The 20,662-nt window shown below is 42.9% G+C and carries 13 protein-coding genes and 1 pseudogene; 8 read left to right on the top strand and 6 right to left on the bottom strand.

From position 1 onward, the window contains the following. The 4 genes and pseudogenes from M1381_03860 to M1381_03875 form a co-directional block, all read right to left on the bottom strand. A partial coding sequence (locus M1381_03860) for a PIN domain protein (GenBank protein ID MCL4478222.1) occupies positions 1–82 on the bottom strand: 82 nt, incomplete at its 3' end. A 377-nt stretch (positions 83–459) separates the two neighbouring features. After that, entirely contained in the window at positions 460–669 is a 210-nt protein-coding gene (locus M1381_03865) for a hypothetical protein (GenBank protein ID MCL4478223.1), read from the bottom strand. Positions 670–723: 54 nt separating this feature from the next. Continuing rightward, positions 724–3,671: pseudogene (locus tag M1381_03870) on the bottom strand (Tn3 family transposase). A gap of 2 nt (positions 3,672–3,673) precedes the next feature. Beyond that, entirely contained in the window at positions 3,674–4,234 is a 561-nt protein-coding gene (locus tag M1381_03875; GenBank protein MCL4478224.1) for a recombinase family protein, read from the bottom strand. 419 nt (positions 4,235–4,653) lie between these two features. Between M1381_03875 and M1381_03880 the strand changes: the two genes are divergently transcribed. From M1381_03880 to M1381_03890, 3 genes are all read left to right on the top strand, one after another. Then, positions 4,654–7,359 (top strand): carboxypeptidase regulatory-like domain-containing protein, encoded by a 2,706-nt coding sequence (locus M1381_03880; GenBank protein MCL4478225.1) that lies wholly within the window; start codon positions 4,654–4,656, stop codon positions 7,357–7,359. 248 nt (positions 7,360–7,607) lie between these two features. After that, complete coding sequence (locus M1381_03885; GenBank protein MCL4478226.1) at positions 7,608–9,059, top strand: fibronectin type III domain-containing protein; 1,452 nt, start codon at positions 7,608–7,610, stop codon at positions 9,057–9,059. Between the two features lie 856 nt (positions 9,060–9,915). Then, a complete protein-coding gene (locus M1381_03890) occupies positions 9,916–10,275 on the top strand; it encodes a transposase (GenBank protein ID MCL4478227.1) in 360 nt (119 codons plus the stop codon). A 12-nt stretch (positions 10,276–10,287) separates the two neighbouring features. On the opposite strand, the gene M1381_03895 is transcribed toward M1381_03890, so the two are convergent. Further along, positions 10,288–11,232 (bottom strand): IS1595 family transposase, encoded by a 945-nt coding sequence (locus tag M1381_03895; protein ID MCL4478228.1) that lies wholly within the window; start codon positions 11,230–11,232, stop codon positions 10,288–10,290. 21 nt (positions 11,233–11,253) lie between these two features. Next, on the bottom strand, positions 11,254–11,526 hold the full coding sequence (locus tag M1381_03900) for a hypothetical protein (protein MCL4478229.1): 273 nt from the start codon (positions 11,524–11,526) through the stop codon (positions 11,254–11,256). Positions 11,527–11,704: 178 nt separating this feature from the next. On the opposite strand from M1381_03900, the gene M1381_03905 reads away from it, so the two are divergent. The 5 genes from M1381_03905 to M1381_03925 all read left to right on the top strand — a co-directional run bounded on the left by M1381_03905 (position 11,705) and on the right by M1381_03925 (position 20,524). Continuing rightward, a complete protein-coding gene (locus M1381_03905) occupies positions 11,705–12,781 on the top strand; it encodes an IS1182 family transposase (protein ID MCL4478230.1) in 1,077 nt (358 codons plus the stop codon). A gap of 297 nt (positions 12,782–13,078) precedes the next feature. Next, complete coding sequence (locus M1381_03910; protein MCL4478231.1) at positions 13,079–16,447, top strand: phospholipase D-like domain-containing protein; 3,369 nt, start codon at positions 13,079–13,081, stop codon at positions 16,445–16,447. A 48-nt stretch (positions 16,448–16,495) separates the two neighbouring features. Beyond that, entirely contained in the window at positions 16,496–16,675 is a 180-nt protein-coding gene (locus tag M1381_03915) for a hypothetical protein (protein MCL4478232.1), read from the top strand. Further along, positions 16,635–17,090 (top strand): putative toxin-antitoxin system toxin component, PIN family, encoded by a 456-nt coding sequence (locus M1381_03920; GenBank protein MCL4478233.1) that lies wholly within the window; start codon positions 16,635–16,637, stop codon positions 17,088–17,090. Before M1381_03915 ends, M1381_03920 begins: the two co-directional genes overlap by 41 nt. 8 nt (positions 17,091–17,098) lie before the next feature. Next, positions 17,099–20,524 (top strand): BREX-1 system adenine-specific DNA-methyltransferase PglX, encoded by a 3,426-nt coding sequence (locus M1381_03925; protein ID MCL4478234.1) that lies wholly within the window; start codon positions 17,099–17,101, stop codon positions 20,522–20,524. Positions 20,525–20,662 lie beyond the last annotated feature (138 nt).

Consider the following 20,662-nt stretch of genomic DNA (forward strand, 5'->3'; position numbering starts at 1 on the left):
CTTCAGTCTCAAGTTTAATGCGGAGTTGTTTCTGGTCATCAAAAGGACGATTAAAACAGCTATTATCAAGGTATATTCTCATTGAATCCAATTAAAATATTAAATTACTAAATTGTCAAATGTCACACCGAATAACTTTTATGTGTGGCAGGCCTGCGGGCTGGGCCTTTTCGCATGCCGGCGACCGGGTAAATTTGACCGCTGTCCTGGAGCTCGTGGACGTCCCTGGTCATGGCTGGCAGGCCTTTGTGCTCGTCCGTATTATGCAACTCCTCATACGGGATATCATTCGTTTAATGCCCTGCAGGATACTTATGCTTCAGGACCTGTCTTCGAGGTCCTCGAGGGCCTGCGCCGGTCCGGACCCGGGCTTTTGGTGTCCACGAGGATCCGAGCGGCCTCATATTTCGATTTGCAGCAACGATCTCGATGCCGTTCATAGTCTACTACCCTCTTTTCTCACCGACTCAATCCGCCGCGCCCGCGGTCAATATCCTGCTCGTGCTGCCGTTCGATCTCGAGCTGGCGCTGTTGATAGTCTTTGATCTCTTTCGCAAGATCGGGATGAGACCGCTCGATGATCTTCATGGCGTCCTTGTTCTTCGATAGCTCTGCATAGACACGATTCATACGCTGCTGCTGTTGTTTCGGCATGAAGTTCTTTTCCATGAGGTCTTTCTGATCGTGAATGGGGTCAGCTCACGAAACGGAGAATATCCTACGCTAAGCCTCCCCAAGTGCTCTTAGTGGCCTGAATTTGCCCTTTTTGACCTGTTTGTTTTGTTGCCAAATATAATCGCCGGTCAGGTTGATGTGCTCCCAGCCCAGTGGTGATAGGTGTGACAGGAGGCTTTCGTTGACGTCCTTCCCAGAGTCCCGGAGGGCCTGGACTGCCCGTTCCAGATAGACCGTGTTCCATAACACGATGGCAGCCACCACCAAGTTAAGCCCGCTCGCGCGATATCGCTGGTTTTCAAAACTTCGGTCGCGGACTTCCCCAAGTCGATTCAGGAATACAGCGCGAGCCAGCGCGTTTTTCGCCTCACCTTTATTTAAGCCAATTTGTACACGGCGGCGCAGTTCTACGTTCTGTATCCAATCAAGCGCAAACAACGTACGTTCGATGCGACCGAGTTCGCGCAATGCTATTGCGAGGCCGTTCTGGCGGGGATAACTGCCCAGTTTCCGCAGCATCAGCGAGGCAGTAACGGTACCCTGTTTGATCGATGCAGCCAGCCGCAAGATTTCGTCCCAGTGAGCACGGATGCGCTTAACATCGACATTTCCACCGATCAGGTTGGCGAGTGTCGGATATTGTTTATCATCGCCGTGGATATACAGGCGCTTGTCAGCAAGGTCGCGAATGCGCGGCGCGAAGCGGAAGCCGAGCAGGTGCATAAGCGCGAACACGTGGTCGGTGAAACCGGCCGTGTCAGTGTAGTGTTCCTCGATGTGCAAGTCCGATTCGTGGTACAGCAGGCCATCCAGAACGTGGGTGGCGTCACGCACTGTGGTATTGATGACTTTGATGTGAAATGGTGTGTACTGGTCGGAAATGTGAGTGTAGAACTGTACGCCGGGTTCCTGTCCGTATTTCAGGTTCACCTGACCAGCGAATCGACCCGGACCGCCGGCCTTGAAATTCTGCCCGTCGGACGACGATGTAGTGCCATCACCCCACCATGCGGCAAACGGCTGACGGAACTGGGCATTAACCAGTTCGGCCAAGCTGGCTGAGTAGGTTTCGTCCCGGATGTGCCATGCGTACAACCATGTCAGCTTGGTGTAGGTCATGCCAGGGCAGGACTCGGTCATCTTTCTCAGCCCAAGGTTGATGGCATCGGCAAGAATGGCGGTCAGCAGCAGGCGCTTATCTTCAGTCGATTCTCCGCTCTTGAGGTGCTTGAAGTGTCTGGTAAAGTCGGTCCAGCTATCGACTTCCAGGAGCAGATCGGTGATTTTGAGGTGCGGCAACAGACTGTAGGCTTGTTGTATCAACACTTCGGCCTCATCCGGCACTGCGTTTTCCAGCGGCGTAATCTTGAGGTGTCCTTGGCTTGTGATAGAGGCATCGGGTAACTCATTAGCGGCAGCCATCTTCTCTACAACCGCCAGTTCCCGAACCAGCACGGCCAGCCGCGCTTCCAAGAAGCGGTCGCCGTCAGTATCGACGGCGAGCTCAAGCTTATGATGATTGCGTTGTACCGCATAGCGCGAAGGTGGCAGCAGGTATTCCTCGAAATCCTTGAATTGGTGCGAGCCCTGCACCCATATGTCGCCTGAGCGCAGCGAGTTCCTCAGTTCGGACAACACGCACAGTTCGTAGAAGCGGCGATCCAGCCCGTCCGGCGTCCGTACCAAGTTTTCCCATCGCTTGCGTACAAACGAAATGGGCGCATCATCCGGCACTTTGCGCGTCTGTCGCTCATTCATACTCCTGATCACTTCAATGCCGGCCAATAGCTCGCGCGACGCCGGCGCGGCCTTCATTGTCAGTGCGTCCAGGAAGGCCGGTACGTAACGCCGAAGCTGGTTGAAGTTGTCGCCGACCAGTGCCAGGTAATCGAAGTTTTCAGGCTGGGCCAGCTTTTCCGCCTCTTTGATACTCTCACTAAACACGTCCCATGGGATAATCGCCTCAATGGCTTCAAACGGATCTTTTCCCGACTCCTTGGCGTCCAGCAGGGCGCGGCCGATGCGCAAGTACAGGCGCACCTTGTCGTTGATCTCCTTGCCGGACTGCTGAAAGCGGTCGGCGTGATTGCGTTTTGCCTTGCTGAACAACGCACCCATGAATCGGTCATGCATGTCTATGATTTCGTCGATCAGTGTGGCACGTGTCTCAAGCAGCACCGCGACCAGGGTGGCATAGCGCCGGCCGTGTTCGAGGTCGCGCAAGTGTTGGGCGGTCATCTGCCCACCTTCACGAGCCAGTTTCAACATACGGTTCTGGTGGACTGCGTGCTCGAGTCCCTCCGGCAACGATAGTTCGCTGATACCTTTCAATCGCTCCAGGTGTGCCAAGATGTGCTTGGGTTTCGGCGGACCGGGCGGTTGGCGAAGCCAGATGAGGCCGCTGCCCTTGGTGCCTTCGCATTGCGTCAACAACCCGTCCAGGACACGCCGGTGATAATCGGAGAGAGGTGCAGTCAGTGCCTTGTACATCTGACGTGTGCCGCGTATGAGAGCCTCACTACATAAGCGCTCGATGACATCCACTGCCGCAACATCTCGACCAGCTTCTCGGCCAGTACGATGCCACGGTCGGTTTGCTGAGCCAGATCGGAGAGCTCGTGCATAAACCGCTGGTAATCGGGGATAGAGAATGCGGTCAGGTTAAGCCAGGTTCGCAATTCCAACAGGTGCTCCCATCGGGTTTCCGCCCGCTTGGCATACTGTGGCCAGACGTCAGGTGCGATGTGCAACTGTCGCCCCACCAGCACCAGCAACGCCGCTGGCGGTTCTGCGTCGGCTGGAAGGGCAAAACCGGGATAGCGAAGGTAGCAGAGTTGCACCGCAAAGCCAAAGCGGTTATGGTTGCCTCGCCGCTGGCGAATTACCGATAGATCGGGTTCGGAGAAAGTGTAATGCCGAATGAGTTCGTCATCAGAGACCGGGAAAGCGAGCAGCGAAGCCCGCTCGGCGGGTGTTAAAAAACTGCGCCGCGGCATGGTCAGTCATCCGTTCGCAGGTATTGGTACAGGGTCTCGCGGCTTATGCCGAGTTCACGGGCAAGCTTGGCTTTCTTCTCGCCAGCTGCAACCCGTTGCTGCAACTTGACTACCTGATCGGGTGAGAGCGACTTCTTGCGGCCCCGGAAAGCACCGCGCTGCTTGGCGAGCGCGATGCCCTCACGCTGCCGCTCAAGAATCAAAGCTCGCTCAAACTCGGCGAACGCTCCCATCACGGACAGCATCAGGTTCGCCATCGGTGAATCCTCGCCGGTGAAGATTAGGTTTTCCTTGATGAACTCAATGCGCACACCGCTCTTTGTCAGTTTTTGCACCAGTCGGCGCAGATCATCGAGGTTACGCGCCAGTCGGTCCATGCTATGCACCACCACGGTATCGCCCTCGCGCACGAAGGACAGCAGGGCGTCGAGCTGTGGCCGCTTGGTATCCTTGCCCGATGCTTTGTCGGTGAAGACCTTGTTGACCTTGACGTGTTCAAGTTGTCGTTCCGGATTCTGGTCGAAACTGCTGACCCGGACGTAGCCAATGCGCTGATTGTGCAAAATATCCTCCTGGCAAAATGTGTCAGGATGAACTCTATGACCTTTGACGGAATGTGTCAATAAATTAATTAACAGACTCTATTCTGACGTTATTTGAACCCTTTCCTTACGTCCAATTAGAGTGTACTCTAAATGGACGCATCGTCATACGGCCGCCCCTGACAATCTTTCTTACATTATAGGATAATGAGGAAGCTTAGCGTACGATATTTTCCGTTTCGTGAGCTGACCCCTAATTGTGCGTGATAATACCCAAACTATGGGTGTTTTCACACAGCATGTTATAAATGAAAAGGAGAAACAAAAACGTAATTCTCATAGAAAACAGAGGGTTACTTAAACATATCATGGTATTGAAGTTGGCACAGAACACGCTTAATCAATATTGTTGCTATTTAAATTCATTAAGGGAGGCAAATATGAGTTTTAAAAAGGCATTTAAACTTGCAGCTTTTTTGGCACTTGTAAGCATCCTGATCGTGGGATGTAGTGGAAAAAACGGGAATAACGGTGCAAATGGCCCCAGCGGGGCTAATGGTGCGCCCGGTATCAGCACGGGTACTCTGTCAGGCACGGTGGTAAATAGTGCAACCCAGAACCCTATTGCAAATGCCACGATAGCATTAAATCCGGCAGTTGCGGCAAATGTATCAACGGATACAAACGGCAAATTTACGTTCGCCAATATACCCATAGGCCCATACGAGGTGATTGTCAGCGCTTCCGGATATAATCAGTTAACGTCAGATTCAATAGCAGTAGTTGCAGGAATGACATTGACGACAATTCTGTCACTTACACCAGGACCGAAACAGTCCCCGTTGATTACATGGCCGTCTAATTATTATGTGAATTCGCTGGATGTGGGTCTTTACAATGTCGGTTATGGCTCAACAGTCAATATAACTGCGAACGTGAGCGATCCGAACTATTCTTCCTCAGCATTGACCTATACATGGACCGTCACACCGTATCCACAGTATGGAGGCGTTGAGACACTATTAGCTGGTGCAAATACCGCGTCCATCAATTTCACAACGGACAATTTTTCCAATCTCTCAAACATCAACTATATGTATTCTTTCCTTAACGGGATAACGCCGGAGCAAGCCAGAGACAGCATTATAGCAATAGGCCCAATGCAAGTAGGCCTCTACAGGATTGAGCTCTATGTAACAAACCCCGCCGGTGTTCAGGCAACATCAGCCATCATGGTAAGATCCGCAAGTAAAACAGCGGGTGTGGACGATGTGCCCATAGGTTTACCCGTTTATCTGAATTTTACTGAGACGACGCCGAATGTCACTTTTGCAAAGCCATTAGGTTCCAGTGCGGTCACTTCAACTATAGTAGCGACCTCTCCGACAACAGTGGTAATGTTCAAGCCTGATGTTGCGGGCATCTATTGGATAACAGAGACAACTTCCGGTAGTAGCTTTAGCATAGCAGCAGGATCATGGGCAGGGGCTTATTCGAACAAAGTAACAGGGACGTATGAAAGCCTGGGGTATGGCGGCGATGGCTCACCAGGCACCTGTACATACTGTCATAACGACGTCATTGCCCCTAATCGGTTCCCCCCGAACCATAATATTACACCACATGCAGTTATGTTCATAAATGGTATAAGCGGACTGCTCGGGGATGGAACCATAGGACCCTCAGGATATGAGCCCATCGATGAAGCACCTTATGACAATGCCCCTATTGATCTAACTACGAATGAAGTATGCTTAAGCTGCCATACGGTCGGCTATGATCAAGCAGAGCCTATTACTGCCAGTGGCTTCAATGTTGCAATGAAATCCACAGGCTGGACATTCCCGAGCGTGTTGCAGGCATCGAACTGGACAAGCATGCTCGGCCAATATCCGACTGTTGCAGCGTTTGGCAATATTCAGTGTGAGAGCTGTCACGGACCGACCAATTCTGACTTTCATATGACGACGCGGGGAGGCTTCGCAAACGAAGTAGATGCCGGGCCACGTATCATGTGGAATGCAGGAGTATGTGCTCAATGTCACGATTCTGAGGGTCCTGATTGGGAAGTTTCTCCGCATGCAACTCTTTCACTTGCAATAAGTGAAGCAACCATACAGCACAGCCCTTCAGCGGCCAACTGTGGCAGGTGTCATTCCGCACAGGGATTCAATGAATACCAGGGTGAGATCTCATCAGGGGTAAACAACGGCATGCAGCCCCTTGGAGGCTCTATACCATTCAACACAACCCAGCTTGCGGCACTCGGACTTACCACACCCGAGGTTCAACCGCAGTCATGTCAATCATGCCATGACCCGCATGATGTAGACTACCCGGGTCTTTCGAGCCAGTTGAGGGTATACAATACTGCATCCCTTGCTGCAGGCTTTACTGTTCAATCGGTTGGTGCTGGTGCAACATGTATGCTGTGCCACAACACAAGAAACGGCCTGCATAACGATTCTACGGGCATAGCGGACTACGAGGCACCTCATACCCCGTCTCAGGCGGACATACTTATGGGACAGAATTCATACTTCACAGGAATTACCGGGACTACGACGATCTACGTATCAAAGCATGCGAACTTGTCGGATACCTGTGTAACATGTCATATGACGTTCAATCCCAATAACCCCGGGGGCGCACCATCGTCACATGTGTGGACTATCAACCCACAGGATAAAGGTGCACTATGCCAGAACTGCCATGGTGTAGGTACTACGGGGGACGGCCTGCAGACAGAGGTTACCGGCCTGCTGAACAAGCTCGATACCAAGCTCTCCAACGATGTACAGACAGCAATCAATTTCTCTGCTGGAACGAATTCCATATATCTTGGTACTACATCGCCCGTAGCGACGCCGGTCACGGTCTCGACCTTTATTTCTACACGTGGGCAGGAAGGCTATGTGATAACCGATAGTAGTAATATAACGTATACGGTCGCTGTGAGTTCTATAACGACGGGCACGTTCACCGGATATGTATTCCCACTGAACAATGCTGCAAATCCGACAGCAACAACTATTGTTGAGGCAGGCTGGAACTATTCGCTGGTAAACAGTGACGGCAGCCTCGGCATCCACAACCCGACGTACATATTGACCATACTGGACAATTCAATACAGCAGTTGCCGTAGTTAAACAAATAGTGTAAGATTTTTAAAGTGGTGGCGGCCACAGTGCGCCACCACTTTTTTGTTTAACCAGCGTTCGGCGGTTTTCTTCGTTTCACCCCCCTGTTGATTTGAGTGGAATACACACTCAGGGCATGAGAGAGTTGTTAATAAGTTATACAGTACCATAAATAAGAAAAACCGATCCGAAACTTTTAAAATGGTCAAAGGTTTAATACTTTGAAGAAAACTCTACGATAGGAGGGATAAAAATGAAAAAAAAGCTGATATTAATGGCATTAATGCTCATAGTTGTCAGTTGCGGTAAAAATAGCAGCGGTACGAGTACTTCAACAAAGCCTTCGGTGCCAAATAACCTTACCGCTGTTGTTAATAATAATACTGTTTTACTTACATGGAATGCTTCTGCTCAAGCAACCGCGTATAACATTTACGATTCAATTGTAGCTAATGGACCTTATACAAAGATAAATTTTACAACGACAACAGCTTTCACAGTAACAGGATTAGCGTATGGCACGGCATACTATTTTGTTGTAACAGCTTTTAATAGTGCAGGAGAAAGTAGCTACTCAACCCCAGTCAGCGCCACAACGACATCGAGTACCACAAGCATTCTGTATGGAGTAGACATGAATCGTTTTGAGATGTATCCTGAATTATCATCCCAAGGGATAATCGACACATTTACCGAGACTGAGCAGCTCGGAGTTGATTTTGTGAGGTTTGGCATAGATTGGCCAACTGTTGAATCTTCCCGGAACAACTGGAACAAAAACTTTTTGTCTGCATTATTCAGTATGTTTCAAACGTATCATCTTAAAATGCTTGTTGAATTAAGCGGACCACCCTCTTGGGCAAGTTCAAATCCGACTGCAACCGACCCTTATGATTATCCACCTGCCAATTATCAGGACTTTTATAACTATGTGCAGTATGTAGCCAATTATGCACAGCAACATTTCCCAGGTATTATTATCGGATATAAGGTACTGAATGAACCGAGCAATGTTGATTGTATGACAAATGGAGGTTTACCGCCGACAGCATATGCCCATCTTGTTTATGAAGCGAAGCAAGCAGTTGAATCCGTATCACCAACCATTCCGGTAATGACAGGAGGCATGTGGTCAGTTGGTGTTAGCCATACACCTCCACCTGGGTGTCCCAATGCCATGAGTGTTTATGACTATCAGAATGATTTCATGACTGATTCTACATATCCTGTATGGAAATATGTTGATGTTGCGAATCTTCACATGGGCGTTATCAATTCATCGCAAACAGGTATATGGCAGCGAGCTATCAATCAAATTCAGGGACTTTCAGGAATGTTTTCACAATACAATCCAAACATTCCGATATGGGTTGATGAGTTTGCATATACATCACTTGGCCAGGACCAAAACGTACCCGGATATCAATGCAATCAAACCGGCAACACACAAGCTTGTGAACAGATACAGGCAAACTACATAACAGATGCCCTGAATACACTTATCGGAATACCGCAGGTTAAGGCTGTATCTTGGACTTTCATGGTTGATGATCCATGTGCCACATCAGGTAATATAGATTTGGGGGTTCTTGCTATTAATAGCCCAAGTGCTGGTTATGATGGCTGTGAAAATGTGTCTGATGCCGATGTGAGCGTAAAACCGGCTTATAGTGCTTATCAAAGCTTTATCCTGTCTCATAAATGAGCGTTGTGAACAGAGGTCTTGGGAGAGCCCTCATTCATTGCGTATAGTATACGGAAAGTATTAATAGACATAACATTTCTTTTATGTTAAAAGTCAAATCATCGAACGTTGTCTTATTTCCTTCTCCCCACTCCTTATAACAATAAAGATATCGAAATTGGCCTATTCACTGTCCTGTGTGCCAAAACTATATCATCACTCTTTTATCAGCAGACATGCCTACATTCTGGCAGCTGCATTACCTCGATCAGGTAATAGTAATGAGCAACGCAGTCTTATGGAAAGCAGACATCTTATATCTTAAGAGCTGCAGAAACGTTATAGCGTTTGCTCAAAAATACCGATGCAATAGTTTGTGTCCACAGGTTATGCAGCCATATTGATACGGTATGGCTGTTTATGTTTAACAACAAACATAATCCTGCTTAATAATTTTCTTGTAATGCGGATAATCGCCTTGTTCTTCGGCATCCGATGCGCCAATTTGTTAAACGCCATTATGAGTGCAGGGTCCTTTTTCACGGCAACCCAGGCACTCTCTATAAGGGGTCAGCTCACGAAACGGAAAATATCCTACGCTAAGCCTGCCCATTATCCTATAATGTAAGGAAGATTGTCAAGGGGCGGCCGTATGACGATGCGTCCATATGAAGCATACCCTAGCCGGACGTCAGGAAAGGGTTTAAAAAACGTCAGAATAGAGTCTGTAGATTAATTTATTGACACATTCCGTCAAGGGTCATAGAGTTCCAGGCCGACCGAGAATAGGCAGTTTTATAATTCAAAATATTCTTCATTTCTGAGAGTGAAAGTGGTATAAACAAGCTATGAAATACACAGCTAAAAAGGAGCATTGATGTCTAAATTCAAACCGTATCGCAAAGAGCAATTATATCTCCTGCCGCCCAGTATAGAAGATTTTGTTCCCGAAGGACACATGGCAAAGTTTGTGTATGAGACAGTACAGGGATTGGATACCACAGGTATTGAAAATAAATACAGTGAATTAGGACAAAACACCTATCATCCCAAGATACTACTAAAATTACTTTTTTATGGATATGCAACAGGGGTGCGAAGCGGGCGGAAGATAGCAGCACGATGCGAAAGTGATACGGCATACATGTATCTTGCAGAGATATACCAGCCAGATTTCCGGACAATAAATGATATTGCTTATCCACTTTCTTCCATCATCCATTTTTATACTATCTAATTTCGTTGACATTTAAGCTCTCTTTGGGTTCGGGTACACTGGCTTTTTCGGTTCAGTAAAGTCGTTATATGTTCTTGATCTAGTAAACATCAAATATTTTAGTATGTCATTAAATATTTCGATAGGACGCCTTCTGTTATCAAACCGTACCGTAAATTCATTAAGATAATTCTGCATGTGCTTTTTAGAGATATATCGATGTGTACCTTTAATCCATGCTTTTAAATTCACAAATACTCGATGTACCCTTGGTAGTTCTTTGCTTATATCTTCTAGCGTATCTGCATGTATCGGGATATGATCATATCCGAGTCTTTTTAAGCCTGCATAACCACGCCATCCGTCCGTTTTGATTGTACTACCCTTATTTACATGATCTCTCACAAAACTTTCAAGGTTTTCTGCGCTTGCAGAATCTATATGCCTTAAAAATACCCGTCCAGATGCGTAGTTTTTATAAACTTCTACAGCACACACAACAAGGACTTTGTTCCCTGATAACGATCTACCTTGTTCATCGCCTGTAAATAGATATGTTTCATCAACTTCAACATTGCCCTGTAGTTTATCCCGATCTTCTATTACCATGCCTAAACGGAGCTTCTGGAGCCAACTCCATGCTGTTTGATAGCTCCCGAAGTCCATCTGTCTGTATAATTCCATAGCTGATATACCTGATTTATTGGTTACTATTGTATAGATTGCCCAAAACCAATCTGTTAAATCCTTATGCGTATTCCTCATTATGGTGTTTGATGTCAGGGTTTCCTCATGTCCACATCGTTTACAACGTACCGAGCCATGAGAAGGCAAATAAGTATACTCTTTGTAATGACATATATAACATTGCCAGCCTTCTTCTCCAAACTTAATATCCATCATGTATTTAAGGCATTTCTCATCTATATTGAAGTGCTGCATAAAATCTTTTACAGAATGAATTTGAAAGTTAGACATAGTTTATTCCTTTTCCTTTATTTATGCTATATGTATGTCATTATCATCTTTTTTAGTATCTTGTAGTATATCTAATTCTTTTTTGTGTTGTTTTAATTCATTCTCAAGGTCTGTTTCATATTTACTATTCATAGTAAACATTAATATAAGGACAATAATAAGAATTATAGTAAGAAGTATAATCCTCATATAATTATCCTTGTTTGCAAAAGCTATTATAGGACTTATCACTATAAATATACTGAACAAAAAATTGTATATCCTTCTTTTGTTTCTCTTTAATTGATTTGACATAAGTACCTCCCTTTGTTTGAGAGTGTACCATAAATCCGTTGACTTGTCTTGTTTTGTCCATTAGGCTATACCTCCTTATATAGGGTAAATATGCGTAGTAGTGGGGAAAATAGGATAAGCATTAAATGATTTCAGGAAAAACAATCTCAACGAGATAGAGCTCTATTTTATAGAAATAGTGAGGGTATGCAAAGAGGTTGGTTTAATAAAGATAGGGGAGATCAGTATCGATGGAACCAAGATAAAGGCGAATGCAGCAGCTCGGAGGACCAAAGACAAAGGCTCTTATGAGAAATGGCTTAACAATATAGAGGGAGAGATAGAAAAGATTCTGAACGATGCAGACGAAACCGACCGGAAAGAAGATGAGTTATATGGAGATAAACGAGGGGATGAACTGCCCGAGGAGCTCAAGACAAAAGCCAGATTAAGAGATAAGATTAAATCGGTATTGGCAAGTTTAAAAGATGAGGAAGAAAAAAGAAATCTTACTGATAAGGATGCAGTTTTTATGAAAGAGCGGAGCGGAGTTATAACCCCAGCGTATAACTGTCAAATCAGCGTATCAGAAGGGCAGATAATCACAGCAGCGGAAACAGTAACCGAGAGTAACGACAGGAAACAGCTCATTCCGATGATAGAAAAATCAGAGCAAGTAACTGAGGAGCCAGTAAAGGTGGTATTAGCAGACAGCGGTTATGCGAGCTATGACAACTACGAATATCTATCAGCTAAAAGCAAAGAAGGGTATATTCCAGACCAATATTTAGAGAAGATAAAGCACGAAGAATACAATAAACTCGAGAACAAGTATCACAAAGAAAATTTCAAGTATGATAAAGAAAAAGACCTGTACATCTGTCCTGAGGGCAACGAGCTCAGATTTTACAAAGAGAGGGACAGTGAAGAAGGGGTAAGAAAAAGGAAGCAGATGATATACAAAGGTACAGAATGCAACACGTGCGCTGTAAAAGGTCAATGCACCACGGCAAAATACAGGACAGTAGCTCGTGAAAAACGAGAAGAGCTGCAGGAACAGATGCGACAGAGGCTGCTTTCAGCAGAAGGGAAACAGATATACAAAAAGCGAGCATACACGGTAGAACCTGTTTTTGGACACCTAAAATATAATCTTGGCTATAAGAATTTTCTCTTAAGAAGTTTGGAAAAAGTAAGAGGCGAATTTAAGCTTATGTGTATAGGGTACAATTTAAGGAAGATATTCAACTACAGGATGACGATGAGTGCAGTATAAGGACAGTTTCAAGGGGAGTAATGACAAAAAAGTAGTAGAATTTATAAATAAGCTTTAATTTTTTGTTGAACAAAGAATTCTCGCAATTTTAATATTTATTCCTTAGTTTCCAAACAATTCTCGGTCGGCCTGTCAAGATCAGACACCTTTTCCTTCCTCAAAAGTACATTTGAACAGCAAAATAACTCAAAGTATCAGCATAAGATCGGCATTCTTCTCATTTCTTGATTTTGTTTGACCAATCTATATAAATTTCATAGAGTTTATAGAGATGGGGTGTTTCAAAATAAAAGAGTTATGAAGAATTTTATTACCAATAGCGGAGAACAGCATTTAAATAATCGCTTGATTGAACTGATTGAAAAGGCTGAAGAGCTGAAATTTCTTGTAGGCTTCTTTTATTTTTCAGGTCTTCAAGAGCTTTATGCGGGGCTCAAACAAAATCCAGATGTAACCCTCAAGATCCTGGTAGGATTAAATGTAGATAAAACAGCCCATGGCCTCATAGAGTACGGCGATGCATTAAAGAATCTATCTGATGACGAAAGGACCTTTCTATTTTTCAAATCCATAAAAACCTCTGTCAATACAGAGAATTTTGATAACAATACATTCTATGAGCAAGTGCGGTTTTTCCTTGATCTTATAAAACAGGATAAGCTTATTCTCAGAAAGACCCACGAGCCGAATCACGCAAAACTTTATATCTTTAAACTTACCGCGGGACAGGTTGGAAGGAACAGGTTGTTTATTACGGGCAGCAGCAACCTGACAAGCTCTGGTCTTAAAGAACAGCATGAGTTTAATGTAGAAATAAGTGACTACGGGGTTGAAGATGCAGAAGAATATTTTGATGCATTGTGGAACAAGGCTGTCTTGGTTACAGAACACGAGCCCACGAAGGCAAGGCTTATCAGGCTACTTGAGAAGGATACACTTATAAAAGCGATCACACCATTTGAGGCGTATGCCTATGTTTTAAAGACCTATCTTGACACGTTTCAGGGGAAAAGTCTTGGACAGAGGGTCATTGAGGTATTAAGGGAAAATGAATACAAGACCTATCAGTATCAACTTGATGCAATAAGCCAGGCACTGGCCATTATTGAGCAAAACAATGGTGTGATCATTGCGGATGTGGTCGGGCTTGGTAAAACGGTTATTGCCAGCGCGGTTGCCTTTGAAATGAAGAAAAGGGGCATTGTTATTGCACCGCCGGGGATCGTTGGCGATAAAAGGAAAGAATCCGGATGGAAACGGTATCTTGAGGACTTTCATCTGACAAGCCTGGGCTGGGATGCATACTCATCCGGTGATCTTGAAACGGTTATGAATGTTGTATCTCAGGCAAAGGATATTGAGGTTGTGATTATTGATGAGGCACATCGTTTCAGAAATCAAGATACACAGGATTATGAGTACCTTAAGAATATATGTAGAGGTAAGATCGTCATACTGCTTACAGCAACGCCGTTTAACAATCGGCCAGCGGATATATTTTCTTTGCTCAAATTATTTATCACACCCAAACGTTCTTCGATCACCCTGAGTGATAACCTTGAGGCCGAGTTTGATATATTTAGGATAATCTTTGATAAGCTTGCATACATAAGCAGGTATTATACATCATCAGACTCCAAGAAGAGTAATAGGGCATTAAGTCTTTATAAATCTATCTTTGGCAAAGACGTGATAGATATAAAGGATGTAAAATACCGTGCACATTATCTTGCAAAACAGATAAAGGAGGTCATAGAGCCTGTAACGATCAGGCGAAACCGGCTGGACCTCCAGAAGAATCCTTCTTACCGGGATGAAGTGAAAGATCTCTCCAGGGTTGAAGACCCGAAGGAATGGTTTTTTGAACTTACGAAAGAACAGTCAGAATTCTATGATACCATTATAAACAAGTACTTTGCCCTGCCGGACAACGGAGGCAGGTTCAAAGGAGCTATCTATAAACCATTTGTTTATGAAAAGGGTAAGACCCCGGATTTATTCGAGGTTGATCTCACAGAGGAAGAGAATCGTCAGTATCAACAGCAGGCTAACCTGTATGATTTTATGCGAAGATTGCTGGTGAAGCGGTTTGAAAGTTCATTCGGCGCATTCAGGCAGAGCTTGATAAACTTCAAAGACATTACACGTATAGTCAAAGAATTTTTAGATAAAAAGGGCAAATATATCCTTGACCGCGCACTGGTTCAAAAGATCTATAAGGAAGATGAGGATACAATAGAAGAAGCGCTAAAAAACTATGCAGAGCAAATACGAAAGGGCGAGTATCCTAAGAACCACAAGATCTATGAGATAGATAATTTTAAGGACAAGCAAGGATTTCTCAGTGATATTGATGCTGATATGGCTCTATTTGATGAAATCTTAAAGCAAATAGATAACCTTAAGCTTGTTGCTGTTGGTAATGACCCGAAGTCAGCATGCCTTATCAAAAATATCAGCGGCATTCTCAATGCATCCAGAAAAAAAGGTGGGCCTAAACGGAAGGTCATTATCTTTTCAGAGTATAAGGATACTGTGGAGTATTTAAACCCTATATTAAAAGGAGCTTTTGATGATAGGGTTCTCGTTATATCTGGCAATCTTGCGGCAAGTGAGGTTAAGGATATTAATAGAAATTTTGACGCTTCCAGTCAGGAACAGGATGATACATACGATATACTTCTTACAACAGATAAGCTTTCCGAGGGCTTTAACCTGAACAGGGCAGGCATGGTTATAAACTACGATATTCCATGGAATCCCGTACGCGTAATCCAGAGAGTCGGCAGGATCAACCGTATTAGCAAAAAGGTATTTGAAAGCCTGAATATCGTGAATTTTTTCCCCACAGAAAAAGGAGCGGATCTGGTTAAGTCACGGGAGATTGCGGGAAACAAGATGTTTCTCATTCACAATGCACTTGGTGAGGATGCAAAGATCTTCGATATAGATGAGGCGCCAAGCCCTTCGGGGTTGTATAATAAGATACTTCAAAATCCAGAGGGAATGGAGCAAGAAAGTTTTTATACAAGGCTCCTGAATGATTATGAGCAGATAAAAGAAAAGCATCCGGAGCTGATAGCATCATTCAAGGATTACCCGCCAAGGATAAAGGTTGCCAAAAAGGGTAAGGAGGATGAGCTCTTTGTTGTCATTAAAAAGGGGAGGCTGTTTGTCCATCATAAAAGATATGCTGAGATTGATGATAAGCCATCCATATCAGTAGTTGCATTGGAAGATATATACGAAAAGATTATAGCCGAAGAAAATGAACAAGCTTTGCCATTAAGTAAGAAGTTCTGGGAGCATTATGAAGGGAGCAAGAACTTCAGAAAACAAACAACGAGCATCCCAAAAGAACAAAGCCTTGAGCAAAAATCGATCAATGTCTTGAATACGCTTATGAGAACTACTGGCTATGACGCATTGATTCCTCATACAGATTTCTTGAGAATGCTTTTAGAGGACATCATTGATTACGGAAATCTTGCTGATTATACATTGCGCCGAATAATCATGTTTGATGTTAAGAATATAGACTGCACAGTAAAAGCAATAGTAAAGCTTAAAAAGGAGCTTGGTGAAGACTATCTTTACAGAGAAAAGGACAGTCTCAAGGAACTGACAAAGGAGATCATCATTGCCATAGAGAATAGGGCTATGTAATACATGTAAAAGATGCTATATTTATTATGTTGAAAGGAGGTAATGAATATGAAAGCAGCAGCAAAAAAAATAAATCCGGAAGAATATATTCTTTCGGTTCTTTCTCCAGAGGAAAGGCTTAAAACTGTACTTAAAATTGCAAGTGAAGCATTTAAAGGGGCTAAATTAAGTGTAGAAGACATAGAAAATGCGATTAAAAGAGTCAGAAAGAACATTTACAAAAAATAAAGATAAAGTTGTAGTCGATACCAGCGCTTTGATATCTTGCTTTGCTTTCGGTGGAATACCAAAACTTGCCATAGAAAAGGTGTTTAAACAAGCAGAAATATTTATATCATGGGACCTTCTTGAAGAATATCGTAGAACTCCTCTGGAACTGTATTCAGCAGGCAAGATCAATAGAGAACAATTAGAAATTATAATATCTGGGATAGCAATATTTGTTATGGAAGCTAAACTTGTTGTTCCTACAACCAACTTAAATATTTGTAGGGATCCTGAAGACGATATGCTTTTAGAATGTTGTTTAGCTGCAAAGGCAAATATTTTAATTACCGGTGATAAGGACCTTTTAACGCTAAAAAAATTACCGTTTTCTTTGGATATTATAACTCCTCGTAAATACCTAGAAATTAACAAGTAACAAGAATAATGAGCAAGGATACCTTAAATGATATAATCGAAAAGTTTTCTCCAGAAGGCTTTGTTGATTTCTTCCGTTCTAAGAACCGCTCATTTAAACCATTCACGGAAAACCTTCAGCAATACAACGATGATATCTTTAGCGATGCCTTTTTTGTCGGTGAAATCCCCTTTGATAATGTTCAAAAGCTAGGTATCTATGCCTTCCGCGTAACAAAAGACCTCACAGAGCGTTCGAGCAAAAAAGCACAATATGAAAAAGGCAAAAAGATCATCAAAGAAACAAACTCAAATGCAGGGATATTTATATTCTATGACGCAAATGGTAACTTCAGATTTTCACTCATCTATCCAGAATATACAGGTCAACAGAGGCAGTGGTCGAACTTTAAAAGGTTTACCTACTTCGTAAGCCCGTCATTTACCAACAAGACTTTTTTAAAGCAGATAGTTGACGGAGACTTCTTATCAATAGAGTCAATCAAACAGGCCTTCTCTGTAGAGAAGGTTACCAAGGAATTTTATACCTCTATTGCAAACTGGTATTTCTGGGCTATTAAGCATTCACGTTTTACAGATGATGCAGAGAAGTTAGACAACGGAAGGAACATGGCGATCATCAGGCTTATAACCCGTATAATCTTTATCTGGTTTATGAAGGTTAGAGGGCTTATTCCAGATGAGTTATTCGATGAGGAAAAAATAAAAGAGAATCTCGTGGATGTATCGGCAAAAGAATCTACCTACTATAAAGCCATATTGCAAAATCTTTTCTTCGCAACCCTGAGCACAAAGCAACAGGAGCGTACATTTCGAAGTGAAACAAGAGGTCACAAAGGTTATAACCCAGATTATGGCAACCACCATGTATACCGCTATCAAAGGCTATTCAAGCATCCTGAGGCGCTGGAACAATATTTTAGTAAGATTCCGTTTCTTAATGGTGGTTTGTTTGAATGCCTTGATTATAAATCAAAGACAAATCAGAACAGGATTTACATTGACGGATTTACGGACTTAATGAGTTATCAGCCTTATGTCCCTAATTTTTTGTTTTTTTCAGGCGAAAAAGAGGTGGACCTTAACAAGGAATTTGGCACAGAGGAAAAATCCTACAAAGTGCGCGGGCTATTAGATATATTGTCCTCGTATAACTTTACCATAGACGAGAATTCACCTGATGATGCAGAGGTTGCACTTGACCCCGAGCTTTTGGGTATAGTCTTTGAAAATCTGCTTGCCAGTTATAACCCTGAAACAGCAACAACTGCAAGAAAAGCAACAGGCAGCTATTATACACCCCGTCCTATTGTTGATTACATGGTTACACAAAGCCTTATCCAGTATTTCAAGACAAACCTATCAGAAGAGGTAGCCGATATAGATGCAAATCTATCTAAACTATTATCAAATGATCATGGAGAGAACCCTTTTAATGAAGCAATAACCAATAAGATGATTGAATTCATAGAGCAGTTACGCGTTGTTGACCCTGCTGTTGGTTCTGGTGCATTCCCTATGAGTATGCTTAATAAGCTTGTTCTATTTCTTTCCAAGCTCGACCCGGACAACACCTTATGGAAGCAAAGACAGATAGATGCTTTAAAACAGAACATAAAAGATCCTGTTTTACAGAGCAAACTCATAGAGCAGGTCGAGAAGCAATTCCGTGATAAGAATGCGGATTATGGCAGAAAGCTATACCTTATAGAGAAATGCATCTATGGCGTGGATATCCAGCAGATTGCAGTTGAAATTGCAAAGCTGAGGTTTTTTATATCCCTTCTTGTTGATGAAAAGATAGATCCAGATAAGCCGAACTATGGTATAGAGCCATTGCCCAATCTGGACTTTAAGCTCATGCAAGGTAATAGCTTGATTGCTTCATTCGCAGACATTGATTTTGATAAGCTCATAACCCTGCAAACCCAGCAGGCAACCATAAGGTTTGAGAATAGATACAACCAGCTTATCAGCCAATTTGAAGAGGTAAAAAACCAATATCAAAACGAGCCGAATAAAGATACTAAAGACAAATTGCGTGAACAGATTGAAGACTTGCTCATAAAGATTTTTGAAGAAAAACTAAAGATACATTTTCCACAGTTAAAGGCTGTCCAAGAAAAGGCAGAAAGCCTCGCTACTGAAAAACAACGTACTGCATACATTGCCAGTGAAAAGAACAACCTTTCAAAGAAGCTCGGCTTTGATTTTGAGCAGATTGAAAAGGAACTTCTCGCATATACAGAAGGCAAGAAGCCAAAAGACTTTTTCCTATGGAATATATATTTTGCAGAGGTATTCAAAGAAAAAGGCGGCTTCGACATCGTCATAGCCAATCCACCGTATGGGGTGAAATTAACAATAGATAAAAAAAAGAGATTAGACAATAAGTTTGATTGGAACTCTACTACCAAAAATACTGCCATCTATTTTATTTATGCAGCTAATAGTATCTGTCACAAAAATGGAATCAATTCATTTATTGTACCAAAATCATTGTGTTACTCGGCAGGATGGAATAAATGCGCAGCCTTTTTATTACCAGAATTAAAGAATTTAATTGATAGTGGTAAAGCATTTGAGAATGTCAAATTAGAACAAGTCATTTTCTTAAAACAGAAGGCGTCGCACCACGCTTTTTATACTACTGGATTGTTTGATGGTAACAATGTATTGGAATTTGTTAAAGTATCAAAAGATTTATTTCTTAAATACAAAATCCTATTAGCTGGCCAGCACACGGAGGAATTAAAACTGATTAACAAAATAATAGATAATAATTATTGTGAATTTGGCCAATATGTCGAAATTGCAAGAGGGCTTAATTGGCAAAATAAAGTTAAAAGGTTTCCCGGTAAAACACCTATTTATCGAGGTGAACTACTTGATAAATATTATATACACAAAGCTATTGATTTTATTGATCTAAACAATTTTAATTCATTAGAATATGAATATCAACTAAAACCAAAAATCCTCAATCAATTAGCAATTGCGCATGTTAAAAATCCATATCCGCATTTTTATTTGCAAGCAGCAATGGATCTTAATAAACAAATAGTTTTTGAAACAATATCTTGTACTTTTATAAAAAATTCACAAATAAATATAAAGTTTTTATTGGCTATTAATAATTCTAAATTATTTGCATGGTTACTATACAAATTTATTTATAGTACCGCAATCCGAAGTACACGTTATGACTTTCAATATGTTGGCCGAGTACCTGTTCCTAATCTTGATGATGTAAACGAACAGCCCTTAATCTCTTTAGTCGACAAAATCCTCTCCATCACCAAAGACATAGACTATTTACGAAATCCAGACAAACAGACAAAAGTGAAGGAGCTTGAAAAGGAGATAGATCGACTTGTTTATCAACTCTACAACCTCACCCCGGAAGAGATCGAGATAGTTGAGGGGAAAAGTTGAAGACTGCAATATATTCAATAAAAATAGAAATAAAGTCCTATGAGAGCAGATGTCCCAACAGATCACAGAAATTGTTTCACAAATAACAGCCACCTACTATAACTGACTTGATTCAATCATCTAAATTTGTATTTCAGG

The organism is Deltaproteobacteria bacterium, assembly GCA_023382265.1.
Taxonomy (GTDB): domain Bacteria; phylum JAMCPX01; class JAMCPX01; order JAMCPX01; family JAMCPX01; genus JAMCPX01.